8 protein-coding genes are annotated in these 14,167 nt (G+C 63.0%); 7 read left to right on the plus strand and 1 reads right to left on the minus strand.

The window, feature by feature from the left end; translation table 11 throughout:
* Window positions 1–101: 101 nt before the first annotated feature.
* The gene (locus KFB96_RS11560; RefSeq protein ID WP_213461470.1) at window positions 102–263 is read right to left on the minus strand and encodes a hypothetical protein; all 162 of its coding nucleotides are present in this window, start codon (window positions 261–263) and stop codon (window positions 102–104) included.
* Window positions 264–587: 324 nt separating this feature from the next.
* Here KFB96_RS11560 and KFB96_RS11565 point away from each other — a divergent pair, with 324 nt between their 5' ends.
* The 7 genes from KFB96_RS11565 to KFB96_RS11595 all read left to right on the plus strand — a co-directional run bounded on the left by KFB96_RS11565 (window position 588) and on the right by KFB96_RS11595 (window position 14,123).
* Window positions 588–1,649 carry a GGDEF domain-containing protein gene (locus KFB96_RS11565; protein WP_213461472.1) on the plus strand — a complete coding sequence of 354 codons (1,062 nt, stop codon included), beginning with the start codon at window positions 588–590 and terminating at the stop codon, window positions 1,647–1,649.
* 17 nt (window positions 1,650–1,666) lie between these two features.
* Entirely contained in the window at window positions 1,667–7,372 is a 5,706-nt protein-coding gene (gene uvrA, locus KFB96_RS11570; protein ID WP_213461474.1) for an excinuclease ABC subunit UvrA, read from the plus strand.
* A gap of 368 nt (window positions 7,373–7,740) precedes the next feature.
* Entirely contained in the window at window positions 7,741–9,318 is a 1,578-nt protein-coding gene (locus KFB96_RS11575) for a hypothetical protein (protein WP_213461476.1), read from the plus strand.
* A 63-nt stretch (window positions 9,319–9,381) separates the two neighbouring features.
* On the plus strand, window positions 9,382–11,322 hold the full coding sequence (locus KFB96_RS11580) for a hypothetical protein (protein WP_213461477.1): 1,941 nt from the start codon (window positions 9,382–9,384) through the stop codon (window positions 11,320–11,322).
* A gap of 119 nt (window positions 11,323–11,441) precedes the next feature.
* Window positions 11,442–12,800: a hypothetical protein gene (locus KFB96_RS11585; protein WP_213461479.1), complete on the plus strand. Its 1,359-nt coding sequence runs from the start codon at window positions 11,442–11,444 to the stop codon at window positions 12,798–12,800.
* Window positions 12,784–13,761, plus strand: coding sequence for a hypothetical protein (locus KFB96_RS11590; RefSeq protein WP_213461481.1), 978 nt, complete (start codon window positions 12,784–12,786; stop codon window positions 13,759–13,761). The genes KFB96_RS11585 and KFB96_RS11590 overlap by 17 nt, the downstream gene beginning before the upstream one ends.
* A gap of 29 nt (window positions 13,762–13,790) precedes the next feature.
* Window positions 13,791–14,123, plus strand: a complete 333-nt coding sequence (locus tag KFB96_RS11595) for a hypothetical protein (protein ID WP_213461483.1) — start codon at window positions 13,791–13,793, stop codon at window positions 14,121–14,123.
* The last annotated feature ends 44 nt before the right edge of the window (window positions 14,124–14,167 follow it).

Consider the following 14,167-nt stretch of genomic DNA (forward strand, 5'->3'; position numbering starts at 1 on the left):
AAGAAGTTGAATCAAAAAAATCCTGAACCGCGTCTCGCCGACGCTACCGATCGAGACGAGGTTGCCCCGCCTCGAACGATTCACAGACGCAAGAATGCGGTTCAGAGCTGCCGGATCTGGGTCGGGTAGGCGGCGGAGGTTCCGCTGTCCTTGTTCTTATCCTTGGTGCAACCTTCACCGGCTTGGGCCGTCATGAGGGAGCCGGCGACCAGCATGGCACCGAGGAGAGCAGCAGTGGCAAGGGTGGAGAGGCGCATGGACATGGGCTTGTATCCTCGATCGAGTTGGGTTGCTGATACGGGGCTCACCGAATGGTTGTTCCGGTTCGCCCGACGAGACGAATCTAGGGGCATCCGAGTCAACCACAAGGCTCGACCACATTCCCTGCAATGCGAAATGACAATTGAGATTGAGGGGAAATCGGTCCGCCTCCGGGAGGTCGCCCCGCACATGCATGCCCGGACCAAGCCTCGAGAGCGGGTGACCGCAAAGCACATTGCGTCCGCGAGGAACCGGTTTCGAGCGATTTAGAATAGCCTCCTTCGAACCATCGCGAACCAAACGAGCCGTCGGCGGGACGATCAGATATGAACAAGCGGGATGTCGCAGCGCCGGATCCGATCGAGCTGACCGGCTTCAATCGAACCCTCGCCGAGATCGAATGGCTGTTGCTGGTCCTGGTGCTGGTCTACCTGGTGTTGCCGGATGAGCCGGTCGAGCAGACCCTGGGCATCGCCGCCGCGATCGCCGTGTTCGCCGTGTTCATCTTGGGTTTCCGCTACCTGAACCTCTTCACCCTGCCGGCGCGCTGGAAGCTCACGATCGAGACCTGGGCCATGCTGGCCTTCACCGCCTTCGTGGTCTGGCACACGGGCAAGGTCGACAGCCCGCTGATCAGCCTCTTCCTGCTCGTCATCGTCTTCAGCGCCTTGACGCTCGGCAAACTCATCACGCTCCTCGAGGTCGGCCTCATCGCCAGCTTCTATCTGTTCGCCGCCTATACGATCGACGGAACCGAGCTCTTCGCATACTCGACCTTCAGTCGCCTGATGCTGCTGTTCGCGCCCGTTGCCTTGGTCGCCTATGTCACCTCGCTGATCGCCTCGGATATGCGTTTTTCGCGCAACTTCGCGCAGCGCCTCTCGGAGACCGACGACCTCACCGGCCTGCCCAATATGCGCGCCTTCTCGGCCGCCCTCGCCCGCTACAAACAGGCCGCCGTGCTGCATGAACGCCCTTTCGGTCTGATGATGGTGGACGCGGACAACCTCAAGGAGGTCAACGATCGCTACGGCCACAGCGTCGGCAATCAGGTCATCCGCGCGGTCGCCGAGGGGATCCGCCGGAGCATCCGCAGCGCGGACCTGGTCGCCCGCTACGGTGGCGACGAGTTCATCCTGCTCCTACCCGATACGACGGAGCAAGCGGCGCGGGAGGCCGGCGAGCGCATCCGAGGGATGATCGCCAACACCCTGATCGACGCGCGGGAGGGCGCGCTCACCACCACGGTCAGCATCGGCTATGCCACTTACCCGAGCATGGCGACCGATGTGGACGACCTGATGTTGCGCGCTGACGAGGCCCTTTACGCGAGTAAGCACTCCGGACGCAACCGTGTTGTCGCCTACAGCGAGACCTTTGGTCTTTGACTCGACCCGAGACACCAATGCCAGAGCGGAGCCGGCAACCGGAGCTGATCCGTTTGCGCGGGGTGCGCCAGAACAACCTCAAGGACATCGATCTCGACCTGCCGCTCAACGCGCTGATCGTCGTGACCGGCGTCTCGGGCTCCGGCAAGTCCTCGCTCGCCTTCGACACACTCTATGCCGAGGGACAGCGGCGCTATGTCGAGACCTTCTCGCCCTACGCGCGCCAGTTCCTCGATCGGATGGACCGCCCGGTGGCCGACCGCATCGAGGGCATCCCGCCCGCGATCGCCATCGACCAGACCAATCCGGTGCGGACCTCGCGCTCCACCGTCGGCACCATGACGGAGCTGAACGACCATCTAAAGCTCCTCTTTGCACGCACCGCCCGGCTCTTCTGCCGCGGGTGCGGTCGAGAGGTCCAGCGCGACACGCCCGAGGGCATTTGGGAAGACCTGGTCGCCTTGCCGGAGGCCGCCGACCGGAGCGTTTCGATCGCCTTCGGCGTGCCGGTGCCGGCCTCGCTGGATGTCGAGGCGGTCAAGATATTGCTCGCCCAGCAGGGCTATGTCCGGATCCTCTCGGAGGACGCGACCGCCGTCGAGGTGATCCAGGACCGGCTGCGTCCGACCGCCGAGCACCGCGGCCGCGCGATCGAGGCGCTGGAGACCGCGCTGGCCCGCGGTCACGGGCGCATCCGGGTCTATCCGCTCGATGCCGATCGGCAGCCCGGCCCACCCTGGCGCTTCTCGGCCGATCTGCATTGTGCCGACTGCGACATCGCCTACGCGGATCCGACGCCGAGCCGCTTCTCCTTCAACTCGCCCGTCGGCGCCTGTCCGACCTGTCGGGGTTTCGGGCGCACCATCGGGATCGACTGGTCGCTGGTCGTCCCGGATCCGTCCAAATCACTGCTTGAGGGCGCGATCAAGCCCATCCAGTCCGACAGCTACTCGGAGATCCAGGAAGACCTGATGGGCTTCGCGCACCGTCGCGGCATCCCGACCGATCTGCCCTGGCGCGACCTCACGGATGCCGATCGCGCCTGGATCATCGAGGGGGACGGCGAGTGGGAGGCCGGCGTCTGGTACGGCTTGCGCCGCTTCTTCGCCTGGCTCGAAGGGCGCAGCTACAAGATGCATGTGCGTGTGCTGCTCTCGCGCTACCGCGCCTACGACGTCTGCACCGCCTGCGACGGGGCCAGACTGACGGACGAGGCACTGGATTGGCGGGTCGGGGACAAGGCGCTCGCGGATCGGGCGCTGGCACCAGAGCGCCGCTTCCGGCACGGGCGCATCGGGATGGACGAGGCGAGCTGGCAGGCCCTCCCCGGCCTCTGCATCCATGACCTGATGCGCCTGCCCTTGAGCGCCTGCCGCGACTTCTGCGACGCGCTGCCGCTGGATCCGGCGCTGGATCTGCTGATCGAGGGCATCCGCTCGCGCTTGCGCTATCTCTGCGAGGTCGGGCTCGGCTATCTCACCCTGGACCGCCAGTCGCGCACCCTCTCGGGCGGCGAGGTGCAGCGCATCAACCTGACCACCGCGCTCGGCAGCACGCTGGTCAACGCGCTCTTCGTGCTGGACGAGCCCAGCATCGGCCTGCATCCGCGCGACATGGATCGCATCGTGGCCATCCTGCGACGCCTGCGCGACCAGGGCAACTCGCTGGTGGTCGTGGAGCACGACCCGCAGGTCATGTGGGCCGCCGATCGGATCATCGACATCGGCCCCGGACCGGGCGAGCAAGGCGGACGCATCCTCTTCGAGGGGCCACCGGCGGAGCTGATCCGCACCCCCGGATCGCTCACCGGCGACTATCTGGCCGGCCGGCGACAGGTCGCCGCCGGCCACCCGGCCAATCCCCCGACGCCCGACGGCCCGCGAATCTACATCCGCGGCGCCCGCGCCCACAACCTCAAGGGGATCGATGTCGAGATCCCGCTGCACCGCCTCGTGGTGATCACGGGCGTCTCGGGATCCGGCAAGTCGACCCTGGTGCAGGAAGTCATCTACAACGCACTCTGCCAGCTCAAGGGCCATCCCGACGAGCCGCCGGGCGAGCACGCCGGGATCGAGGGGGACAGCCTGATCGCCGATGTCGTGCTGCTCGATCAATCGAGCATCGGCCGGACCTCGCGCTCGAACCCGGCGAGCTATGTCGGCGCGCTCGATGTGCTACGTAAACGCTTTGCCGCCCAGCCGCTCGCCAAGGAGCGCGGCTACACCGCCGGCACCTTCAGCTTCAACAGCGGCACCGGACGCTGCCCGACCTGCGGCGGCAACGGCTACGAGCATCTGGAGATGCAGTTCCTCGCCGATGTCTATCTGCGCTGTCCGGACTGCAACGGCCGGCGTTATCGCGCGCCGGTGCTGGAGGTCGAGATCGTCGCCCGGCCCGGCGAGCCCGGACGCTCGATCGCCGACGTGCTGGAGATGACGGCGACCGAGGCACTCGCCTGCTTCGCCGATGACGCCGATCTCAAGCGCGCACTCGAGCCCTTGCTCGCGGTCGGGCTCGGCTATCTGCGACTCGGCCAGCCGGTGCCGACACTCTCGGGCGGCGAGGCCCAGCGGCTCAAGCTTGCCGGCCAGCTCGCCAAATCGGGCCGGGGCAAGGCCCGCGACGGCGGCATGCTCTTTCTGCTCGACGAGCCGACCACCGGGCTGCATTTCGCCGATGTTGCGGTCCTGCTGAACGCCTTCCGACGGCTGCTCGACAAGGGGCATTCGCTCCTCGTCATCGAGCACAATCTCGACCTGATCGGCGCCGCGGATTGGCTCATCGACCTGGGACCCGAGGGTGGCGAGGCCGGTGGCGATCTGGTCTGCTGCGGCACGCCCGAGCAGGTTGCGGCGCATCCGACGAGCCATACGGGGCGGGCCTTGGCCGAGCATCTGCGCGGTCTGAATGCCCGAATCGCGTTTGCCACGGAAGGACACGGAACGACACGGAACGAAGAAGCGTTTTCGGGAGAGTCGTCGATTCTGGTCGGGTCGGTGGAAGACAGCCCTTTTCCGTGTCTTCCGTGTCCTTCCGTGGCAACAGATTCCACGCCGGCCGCCCCGATCCCGGCGGGGATCCAGATCATCCATGCCCGCGAGCACAACCTCAAGGATCTGTCCCTCACGATCGCGCGCGATCGCTTTACCGTCATCACCGGCGTCTCGGGCAGCGGCAAGAGCACCCTCGCCTTCGACATCCTCTTTGCCGAGGGCCAGCGTCGCTTCTTGGAGTCGCTGAACGCCTACGCCCGCCAATTCGTCCAGCCTGCCGCGCGGCCGGATGTCGATGCCGTGCTCGGCATCCCGCCCACCGTCGCCATCGAGCAGCGCACCAGTCGCGGCGGGGCCAAGAGCACGGTCGGCACCCTGACCGAGATCCACCACTATCTGCGTCTGCTCTACGTCCGGCTCGGGATCCAGACCTGCCCGACCTGCGCCGTACCCATCGAGCCGATGAGCCGGGACGCCATTCTGGAGCGGATTCAACGTGATCACGGGGACAAAGCCGTCGCACTCATGGCCCCCTTGGTGATCGCCCGCAAAGGCATCTACAAGGAGCTGGCCGACTGGGCCGTGCGCCACGGCTGGTTCGTCCTGCGCGTCGACGGCGAGCCGATCGAGACACGCGACTGGCCGCGGCTCGACCGCTATCGCGAGCACAGCATCGACCTGCCGGTCGGGGAGATCGCGATCCGGCCCGAGCAGGAGACGGCGTTGCGCGCACTCCTGGATCAGGCCCTTGATCTCGGCAAGGGCGCGCTCCGCGTGGTGGAGGTCGTCGACGGGACCTGGGGCGCCGAGACGCCCTACTCGACCCGACGCGCCTGCCCGAGCTGCGGGATGGCCCTGCCCGAGCCCGACCCGCGGCTCTTCAGCTTCAACTCGAAGCAGGGCTGGTGCGGGGACTGTTTCGGCACCGGACTGGAGCTTCGCGGCTTCGACGGAGAGCAGTCGGGCGAAGAGGATCAATGGCAGGAGACCGACGCGGTCGCGTCACATCCCTGTCCGAGCTGTCACGGCGCACGCCTCAACCCGCAGGCACTCGCGGTGCGTTTTCGCGATCGCTCGATCGCGGATCTCTCGGCCCTGACCGTGGAGCAGGCCAGAGCCTTCGTTGCCGGTCTGCACCTGGATACGCGCGAGACCGCCATCGCCCACGACCTGCTCGCCGAGGTGCGCGAGCGACTCGCCTTTCTCGCCGAGGTCGGACTCGGCTATCTGACCCTGGATCGGGCCGCGCCCACCCTTTCGGGCGGCGAGGCGCAGCGCATCCGCCTGGCCGCCCAGCTCGGCTCCAACCTGCGCGGTGTCTGCTACATCCTGGACGAGCCCACCATCGGCCTGCATCCGCGCGACAACCGCTTGCTCCTGAACGGGCTCGATCGGCTCCAGGCCAAAGGCAACACCATCCTGGTGGTCGAGCACGACGAGGAGACCATCCGCCGCGCCGACGAGGTCATCGACCTGGGGCCGGGCGCCGGCACGCGCGGCGGCGAGATCATTGCCCGCGGCACCGCACTGGAGCTGATGCAGAACCCGGCCTCCGTCACCGGGCGCGCTCTCGCCCGTACGCGGGGGCGCTCGCGGCCGGTCCGCGCGACCGGCAAGGGCGACGACGGGATCCTGATCTCGGGTGCTCGACGCCACAACCTGCAGGATATCGAGGTCCGCATCCCGCTCGCCCGGCTGGTCTGCATCACCGGCGTCTCGGGCTCGGGCAAGTCGACACTGGTGCGCGAGGTCCTGGTCAAGAGCCTGCGCAACCTGCTCGCGCAGGAGGGCAAGACAGCGGCGCGCCCCGGCAAAGGCACCCTGATCGGCTGCAAACGCCTGACCGGGTGGCAGGGCATCGCGCGCGCCTTGGAGGTCGACCAGACCCCGATCGGCAAGACGCCACGTTCCTGTCCCGCCACCTATGTCGGTTTCTGGGATCCGATCCGCCGCCTCTTCGCCGCCACCTCGGAGGCTCGCATCCTCGGCTGGGGACCGGCACGCTTCTCCTTCAACACCAGCGGCGGGCGTTGCAGCGCCTGCGAGGGCCAGGGGGTTCAGAAGCTGGAGATGAGTTTCCTGCCGGATGTCCGCATGACCTGCGAGGTCTGCGGCGGCAGCCGTTTCGACCGCGAGACCCGCGAGGTGCGCTATCAAGGACACGATATCGGCCAGGTGCTGCGCCTGAGCGTCGACGAGGCGGTGGATGTCTTTCACGCACACCGCGCCATTCACCACCCGCTCGCCCTGCTGCGGGATGTCGGACTCGGCTACCTGCAGCTCGGTCAGCCAAGCCCCACGCTCTCGGGCGGCGAGGCCCAGCGCATCAAGCTGGTCACCGAGCTGACCAAGGCCAGATCGACATCAGGGGCGACGCCGGGGCAGAGACAGGGGCCCGAATCGATCAAGACCCAACGCCACGCCCGCCCGACGCTCTACGTCCTCGACGAGCCGACCGTCGGCCTGCACATGGCCGACGTCGAACGCCTGCTCGGCGTCCTGCACCGTCTGGTCGATGCCGGTCACTCGGTCCTGGTGATCGAGCACAACCTCGACCTCATGGCCGAGGCCGACTGGATCATCGATTTGGGGCCGGAGGCGGGCGATGGCGGCGGTCGGGTCGTCGCCGCAGGCACGCCGGAGACGGTCGCGCAGGCCGGCGACCTTCCGACCGCGCGCGCGTTGCGGAAGCATCTTCAGTCCACCGGTCACGCAGGCTCGGCGCAATAGCAGACCCGATAACGATCGTCAGGGACACATTGCCACCGAACAACGAAGCCCCATTCGGAACGCGGAGGTCTCTGAACTTCCGCCTTACTCCGATCCGGATCACCCCCGGTCTGCCGCTCAACCGATCCTCGCCATGCATCCCGGCGGTCCGTAAACTCCGAATTGAGCCCCTGCAAACCGGCCGCCCAGCCCCAGAACCGTGACCTCGCTCATATAATTTCCGGCGGACCCACTCTATCCTTGTCGTCGTCTTGAGGTGGATCCCTTCGATCAGCGACTCCACGACCACCGGTCGCATCGGATGTCGATATCGAGGTGCGGCCACTTAAAAAACGATAAAAAATTGCCTGTTCAGGGAGATAGAACGCATGAAACGCGTCACGTTCTGCACACTGGCCCTACTCGCTTGGGCAGCACCGACAGTAGATTCCGGTCGACTCGCACTCTATATCCCGGGCAACGGCTCGGAAGCCGCAGCTTCCGAGGCTCCGACCCCGTCACCTCGATCGTCCGCCGAAGTACGGCCTTCCGCGCCCCAAGATCAAAGCCCTTTCCATCCCAACCTCCAGATCGACGGCGAGCGGTTTTCCGTCACGGTCGAAGGGGTTGGTGAATCACGAACCGCCGCGTTGAACCAGGCTTGGTTGGAGGCGGTGCGCCTTGCCGTGGGCGTGATGATCGAGGCTCGGACCGAGATCGACCAGAACGAGGTCGCGGAACGCATCATTGCCCACAGTCGTGGTGTCGTGGATGGCTACGAGATCCTCTCTGCGGACGATCGTCAGGCTGCAGCGGGCGTCTACCGAGTTCGGATGAAGGTCTCCGTGCGCCCCGACATCTTGAGAGATGGTCTTCAATACGTCGCATCCGATGGACAGGTCATCGCCTTCTCGCCGAGTGATCTCAAGCCACGCGACGATGTATCGCTTGACGGGCTTGAAGGCCAAGACGCCCTCGCACACAGCGAGGAGAGCAAGGTACGGGACGGCGCTGCTTTGCTCGCCGAGACCATGCACAAGTTCGAACCCGAAGATTTCCTTGTTCTCCAAGCCGTCAGTACACTGCGGGCAGTTCCGGACGAGCCCGACACTTTCGTGATGGACTTCGAGGTCGCCTTCAACGAAGACCACTATTACAAAGACTATGTCCCCGAGATGACTCGGGTGCTGGATCAGATCTCGTTGGGAAAGGAAAAGGCGTTCTACCGCGAGCTTGAGGCTATCAATGCGATTCGCGCACTCAAGGAGGACGGCGTCGCTGTGCGCAGTTCGCTTGCCAACGTTTATATCGACTACATCGTAAGCGACCAGTCCTCCTTTATTCTTCTCGACCCGTCAAATCCGTTCGCTCGCGTCGTCTATGATCTTGACCCGCGCCTTATCGATGCGCTGCTCGAAGGAACCGAACCGCCGTCGCAGGACAAGGGTTATACGTTTTCCACTGAACTCTTCGATCAAGAGCAGAACGAGCTTTTCAGTATTGACAAATCCATCCCAATCACCGTGCCGGGATCGATGCCATCCAGTAGCGCCAGTAGCGCAACGGTGACTGGCCGAATAGAAGCGTGCAGAATGGAGCCAAGCGCAGCCGAAAACTCCATCTGCAGTATATTTATTTTAACCGCAGGAAAGATCGTAGGATTTACCGGATACTCAGTAAGCCCGCAGAAATCCGGAAATACAACGACGTGGCACATGGTCGATTATGAAGATAAGACGCTCTGGATTCGAAATGACGACTTGGCGCAAACCACCGCGGCAAGCACTACCGCAGCAAGCACTACCCTAGGCTTCGGGCTACTCCCATCGATTAATTTTTCATACGGCGGCGAACAAAAATCTGCTTTAAAACATCGCTTTACAATCAGCTTCACCATCCCTCATGAAATCATCGAAAAGGTGAAGACAATCAAAATCACTCCATTGCGGAAATCTCCGGAAACATGACTCGATAATCGCGTAGATTTCGTCATCGAGTACACCTAAAATTCAGCAAGAGCGATTAGAGCCATGTCGAGACACCCTATTCAAAGAAGAGTCTTCGGCGCATTGATTATGGCGTCATTCTTATCACCTCGCCTCGGGCTGGCGATGAGCGATGCCCATGTCCAACAGGCAGCCGGCATCCTCAACGAGATGATGGTCACGGCTCAATGGCCGAGCACCGATGGCCAGGCCGATCAGATCGACACACTCAAGGATCAACTCTCGACGATTCCGAAACCACCACGCGGCGATCGCGCGAAGGCGCGCAACCTCAACGACGTGGGATTGGAACGATTCCGGGAGAACGACTATTCGCAGGCCGTGAGCTACTTCCGGCAGGCACACGCCGCCGACGCCGGAGACATCGAGGTCGCTGCAAATCTCGGCATGGCATGCGTCCGTGCCGGCGACACGCAGTGCGCACTCAAGTCGCTCGGCCATGCCCTAACCCTCGCGCCGAATCGCACCGCCACCTGGGTCCCCCTCGCCGAAACCTTTGCACAAGCCGACCGTGGCGACCTTGCCGCCGCATCCTATGCGCTGGCCTACCGATTCTCGGTCAATCGAGAGAAGACACTGCAATTCCTGAACGGCATCATTGAAGGCGATGACATCAACCTGGCGGTCGCCGCGCGGACCGCACTCGATCTACCCCTGGTCGCATCCACCAAGAATCAGATCGCAGGAGACACGGTGGGCGCAGCATCAAGCGCGTCCGAAAGCGGATTCGGATTGCTCCTGGCGCCGCCGCCCGCATCGCCGCAACCACTTGTCCAGGTCAACCCATCGGCAACAACCCCGGCGCTCATTACCAGTGCGCCGCCGGCCGAGGAGCAACCCGGAATTCGGCTGCTTCAGACCTCCACACCTGCTCCGACGCCGAACCCGGCTCAAACCACGGCGAAATCCGCAAACATGGACGATCAGGTCGAGGTCATCGCGCAGGGCATCGGGATCGATGCCGACGCGGCGCTACGCAACGCCTACAGCAACGCGATCCAACAGGCGCTCGGTCTCTATGTCGACGCCGAAACCCTGATCGAAAACGACCAGATCATCAAGGACCAGGTCCTCACGCATTCGCGCGGACTGATCAAGGAAGTCACCACGGTCAGCGAAGGAGCGAGCGACGGACTGTTCAACGTCACGATCCGCGCCCGGGTTCTGCGCCAACCGCTTATGGAAAAAGTGAGCCCGATGCTTAAGGCGACCGCGAAAATCGACGGCACCAGCATGCATGCGGCGATCGTCACGGAACAACAGCAGACACAGGACGCAGCCGCCTTGTTTGCCGAAGCCATCAAACCGATGATTGGTCCGGGGTTGTTTGATTTTGACTTCGCGGGGCAACCGAAACTGGATGAGACCGATCAATCCAAACTCTTGGTGCCTGTGAAGCTTTCAATCAATCGTGATCGCTACAAGGTCGCCGAGAAAACGCTGCTTGATGTGCTCAATCAGATTGCAGTCGAAAAAGTTGATGTTTCGCATGTTGGCGCTTTGAGCAGGCCAGAAAATGCACTCGGGCATGACGGATTCAGAACTCTCAATGAGAAGCTCAACAACCAAGAATATGGGACTTTTTCAATTTCCTACGTGCAAACATTTGCAAGCACAAATCGTCAGTCCTGGAAATTTACGGGCTTTTTGGCTCCAGTTTTTTTAGATGATACAAAAGTATCGGGCGTCCTTGAAGTTAATTTGTTTGATTCCGGAGGAGAGCTCTTAGCGTTGGGGTCAAAGGGTTTAAGGGATCTAGATGATCAGGAAACCGGCAGGCGAATTCTCACTACATCAGTTCACGAAGGCCATGGTGATCTCAGGCATCTATTTATTTCTCCTGAAGTCCATGTCTTTAATGAAGGTTTTTTCTCCGAGGCCATTACCCTTGTTCCGATTAGCGTAGATCCGAATATATTAAGTGCAATGAAGAGCGCTTCTATCGAGGTCAAGTGGGAGCAATGATGTTAAGGGGCAGCGAACCTTAACAGAGATCGCATAGAGAGGAACGGTGTCTGCGCCGATATTGCGTGAGAACGTATTCGGCGCACAATTGAACGGAAATCATCATCGGAGGATCAAACATGTCAAGGCTTGCGCATTATCTCACCATCTCAACCGCCTTATGCCTACTGGCATCACCCCTGCCGGCTCAGCCGCTTACTGCGGACGATTTCCTGCCCCCCGTGCAGGCCGAGACGGTCGAGCAAAAGCAGGCGCTGACCCAGGTGCAGGGGCCGGTTCAAGAGGTGCAGGACGCCGCGACTGGCAGCACCGTTGTACAGGCCGAGACGGCACAGGATGCCATCAACACCGTCGCCAATCGGCGTGCGCCCGGCGCCGAGATGGTGCGCTTCGGTTCCGGTATCGGTTGGGTCGCTACCGGCATGGGCGGGTACGAGTTGATGGAGAATCCGACCGCAACGCGGATCGCCAAGCGCGACGCCTATGTCCGGGCCTTCATGGACGCCAAACGGCACCTCGCCGAGAGTTTGACTGGATTGTCGTCAACCGGCCGTATGCAGGTGCTGGAGCAGATGGAGAGCGTGACCAGTGCCAAGGCGGATCTAACCAACTATGCGAGCACACAGGAAGAACAGCTCGAGCAGTCCGTGCAGATGTTGCTGCGCGGGTTCGTGGTCTATTCAGTCGAAGACAACACCGATGCACGGACTGTCTATGTGACCCTTGTCACCACGCCAAAGACGCGAGGGCAGCTCAATCGGCCAACTCCGACCGGGCTGGAAGCCGCGACGATGCAGGATGGTCTGAATAAGGTGCTGGTGGAGATTCAGAATGGACTGGTGCCGCCCGTGGGTGGTCGTCTCATTCAGGTGCCCGCGACCGGCGAGATCGCCTTCGTCGGTTTCGGCTCGGATGTGGTTCGGACCAGCGACAACGCAATGCTCCAGGCCAAGCAGAGGCTGAACGCCGAGAAGATTGCCCAGATGCGGGCCGCAGATGCCTTGATCGGGATGCTGATCGGGGACGAGACATCCTGGAAGGGGAAGCTGGATAACTCGACCCAGAAGCTGATCGCTCAGTTCGAGCGCGACGACAGCGCCGGAGCCGATCCCTCGGCGCAACGCTTCGACCAGAAGCGCGAGTCCTTTCTGAATGTCCAGCGCTCGACCGAGCAATATCAGTCGATTCGCAGCGGCATTCTGCCCCCGGGCGTGGTGCGTAAGAGTTTCGCGAGTGCGGATAACGGCGAGGTGTATGCGGTTGCCGTGTATGTCCCTTCCGCGAGCGATGCGGCGGCTCAGGCAGCCAAGGAGATGTCCGAGGCACGCTTGATCAAGACCCCGACAGCTGGCGGCAATGGCGGAGCGCCCGCGTCCGGGTTTGGATCAACCGCCCCGACGCTGGAGGATGTCCCGCGGCCGAGCGCCGAGGTTGGCCCCGGTCCGACCGGACAGATCAGCGATGATCGTAACCTTTAGTCACCCGATGGGGCGCGAGGCCACCACCTCGGGCAGGCGTCGGGCGCGCGTGCACCCGCGCCTGACGGCGCTGTTCTCGGCGGGCCTGATACTCCTGTTGGGGTCGGTTGGCCCAATGCCCGTGCAGTCCGCGCCGTTCGGCGCGGTGCTCGACACCTGGCTGGGCGCCTCCGGTATTCCAAGCGAGGTCGTTCGAGCCCTCCAAGCCCGTCGGCAAACCGACCCCGCCGCACAACACTGGATCGTCGTCCGCGACGGGCAGGTGTATAGCCTGGCCGCGCTGAGCGTCGATCCAGTCCGGCAGGGGGTGATCAAACAGGCCCAGCGTGGTCTTGCTGAGATGCGTGCGCGCCAGGGGCTGCTGCTCTATGCCGCGGGCGAGCATTTAGAGCGGCAGGGTTTCGCCAACCGTGAGGCAATCGCCAAGGCGCTCTCCGCGCTCGACAACCAAGCGAATGGACGCCTGTTGCCGGGTCTACAAAGCCGGGCAGGCGTGCTTGACGGGGGTGTCGTCGCCTTGGCATGGATTCCGGAGGATCGGATCATCGCCTCGCGCGAGCGTCCACCCTCGTCGATGCAGTTCCTGCCTGCCTATTGCGACGCGATCTACCCCACGGCCCAAGCCCTGTATCTGGAGAAACGCTTTGCCGATGCCCTGAGCCTTTACAAGGAGATGCATGAACGCCAGTGCGCACAGCCACTCGCCTTCTTCCTCGACGCGGCCGAGTGCTTCCTTGCGCTCGATAAACCGCTCGACGCGCAGCGCATGGCCGACCATCTCCTGTCGAGCTTCACGTCATCGCTCGATTCCGGACAAGCCGAGCGCGCCGGCGATGTGCTTGATCGCGCGGGCGACGAGGATGGCGCACGCCATGCCTACGAGTTGGCCTTTGATCTTATCAACGGAACCGGCTCCGGCGACTGGCTACAACCGAGGACAGCGACGCAGCCACCTCGTTGATGGATCGGCTGAACGTCGGAGGATAAGCGATGGAAACGTTTATAGTGTCGTTGCTTGCGCTGTGCATGGTTGGCTGTAGCTCAATACAAACCAGCCGCTACGAGAACTATTCGCGGGATGGCGAAAACCGCGTAACAGCCACCGGCGAGGCTGCGAACAACGCCGCGTGGGTGCACTCATCCACCGCAACGCTGGGAAGCCGGCCCTTCGACTCGGGCTCCGGATACGGAGCAAGATCCAACGCAAATCAACGCAACGTACTGAGCGTGGGCACGAGGAATCTCTACGAGAGTGCCGTCCAGACGACAAGCAGCGCACTGAGCACGGCAATCAACCAGTCGATTCGCGATGCCTTTCAATGATGAAAAGACTGTCTCGGCCAACATTGGCCGAGGCCCGAAGCGTT

The organism is Thiocapsa sp., assembly GCF_018399035.1.
Lineage (GTDB): Bacteria > Pseudomonadota > Gammaproteobacteria > Chromatiales > Chromatiaceae > Thiocapsa.

Bases quoted from the DNA above. Each gene is read 5' to 3' on its own strand.
- KFB96_RS11560 (WP_213461470.1), bottom strand. From the start codon at position 263: ATGTCCATGCGCCTCTCCACCCTTGCCACTGCTGCTCTCCTCGGTGCC.
- KFB96_RS11565 (WP_213461472.1), top strand. From the start codon at position 588: ATGAACAAGCGGGATGTCGCAGCGCCGGATCCGATCGAGCTGACCGGC.
- uvrA (WP_213461474.1), top strand. From the start codon at position 1,667: ATGCCAGAGCGGAGCCGGCAACCGGAGCTGATCCGTTTGCGCGGGGTG.
- KFB96_RS11575 (WP_213461476.1), top strand. From the start codon at position 7,741: ATGAAACGCGTCACGTTCTGCACACTGGCCCTACTCGCTTGGGCAGCA.
- KFB96_RS11580 (WP_213461477.1), top strand. From the start codon at position 9,382: ATGTCGAGACACCCTATTCAAAGAAGAGTCTTCGGCGCATTGATTATG.
- KFB96_RS11585 (WP_213461479.1), top strand. From the start codon at position 11,442: ATGTCAAGGCTTGCGCATTATCTCACCATCTCAACCGCCTTATGCCTA.
- KFB96_RS11590 (WP_213461481.1), top strand. From the start codon at position 12,784: ATGATCGTAACCTTTAGTCACCCGATGGGGCGCGAGGCCACCACCTCG.
- KFB96_RS11595 (WP_213461483.1), top strand. From the start codon at position 13,791: ATGGAAACGTTTATAGTGTCGTTGCTTGCGCTGTGCATGGTTGGCTGT.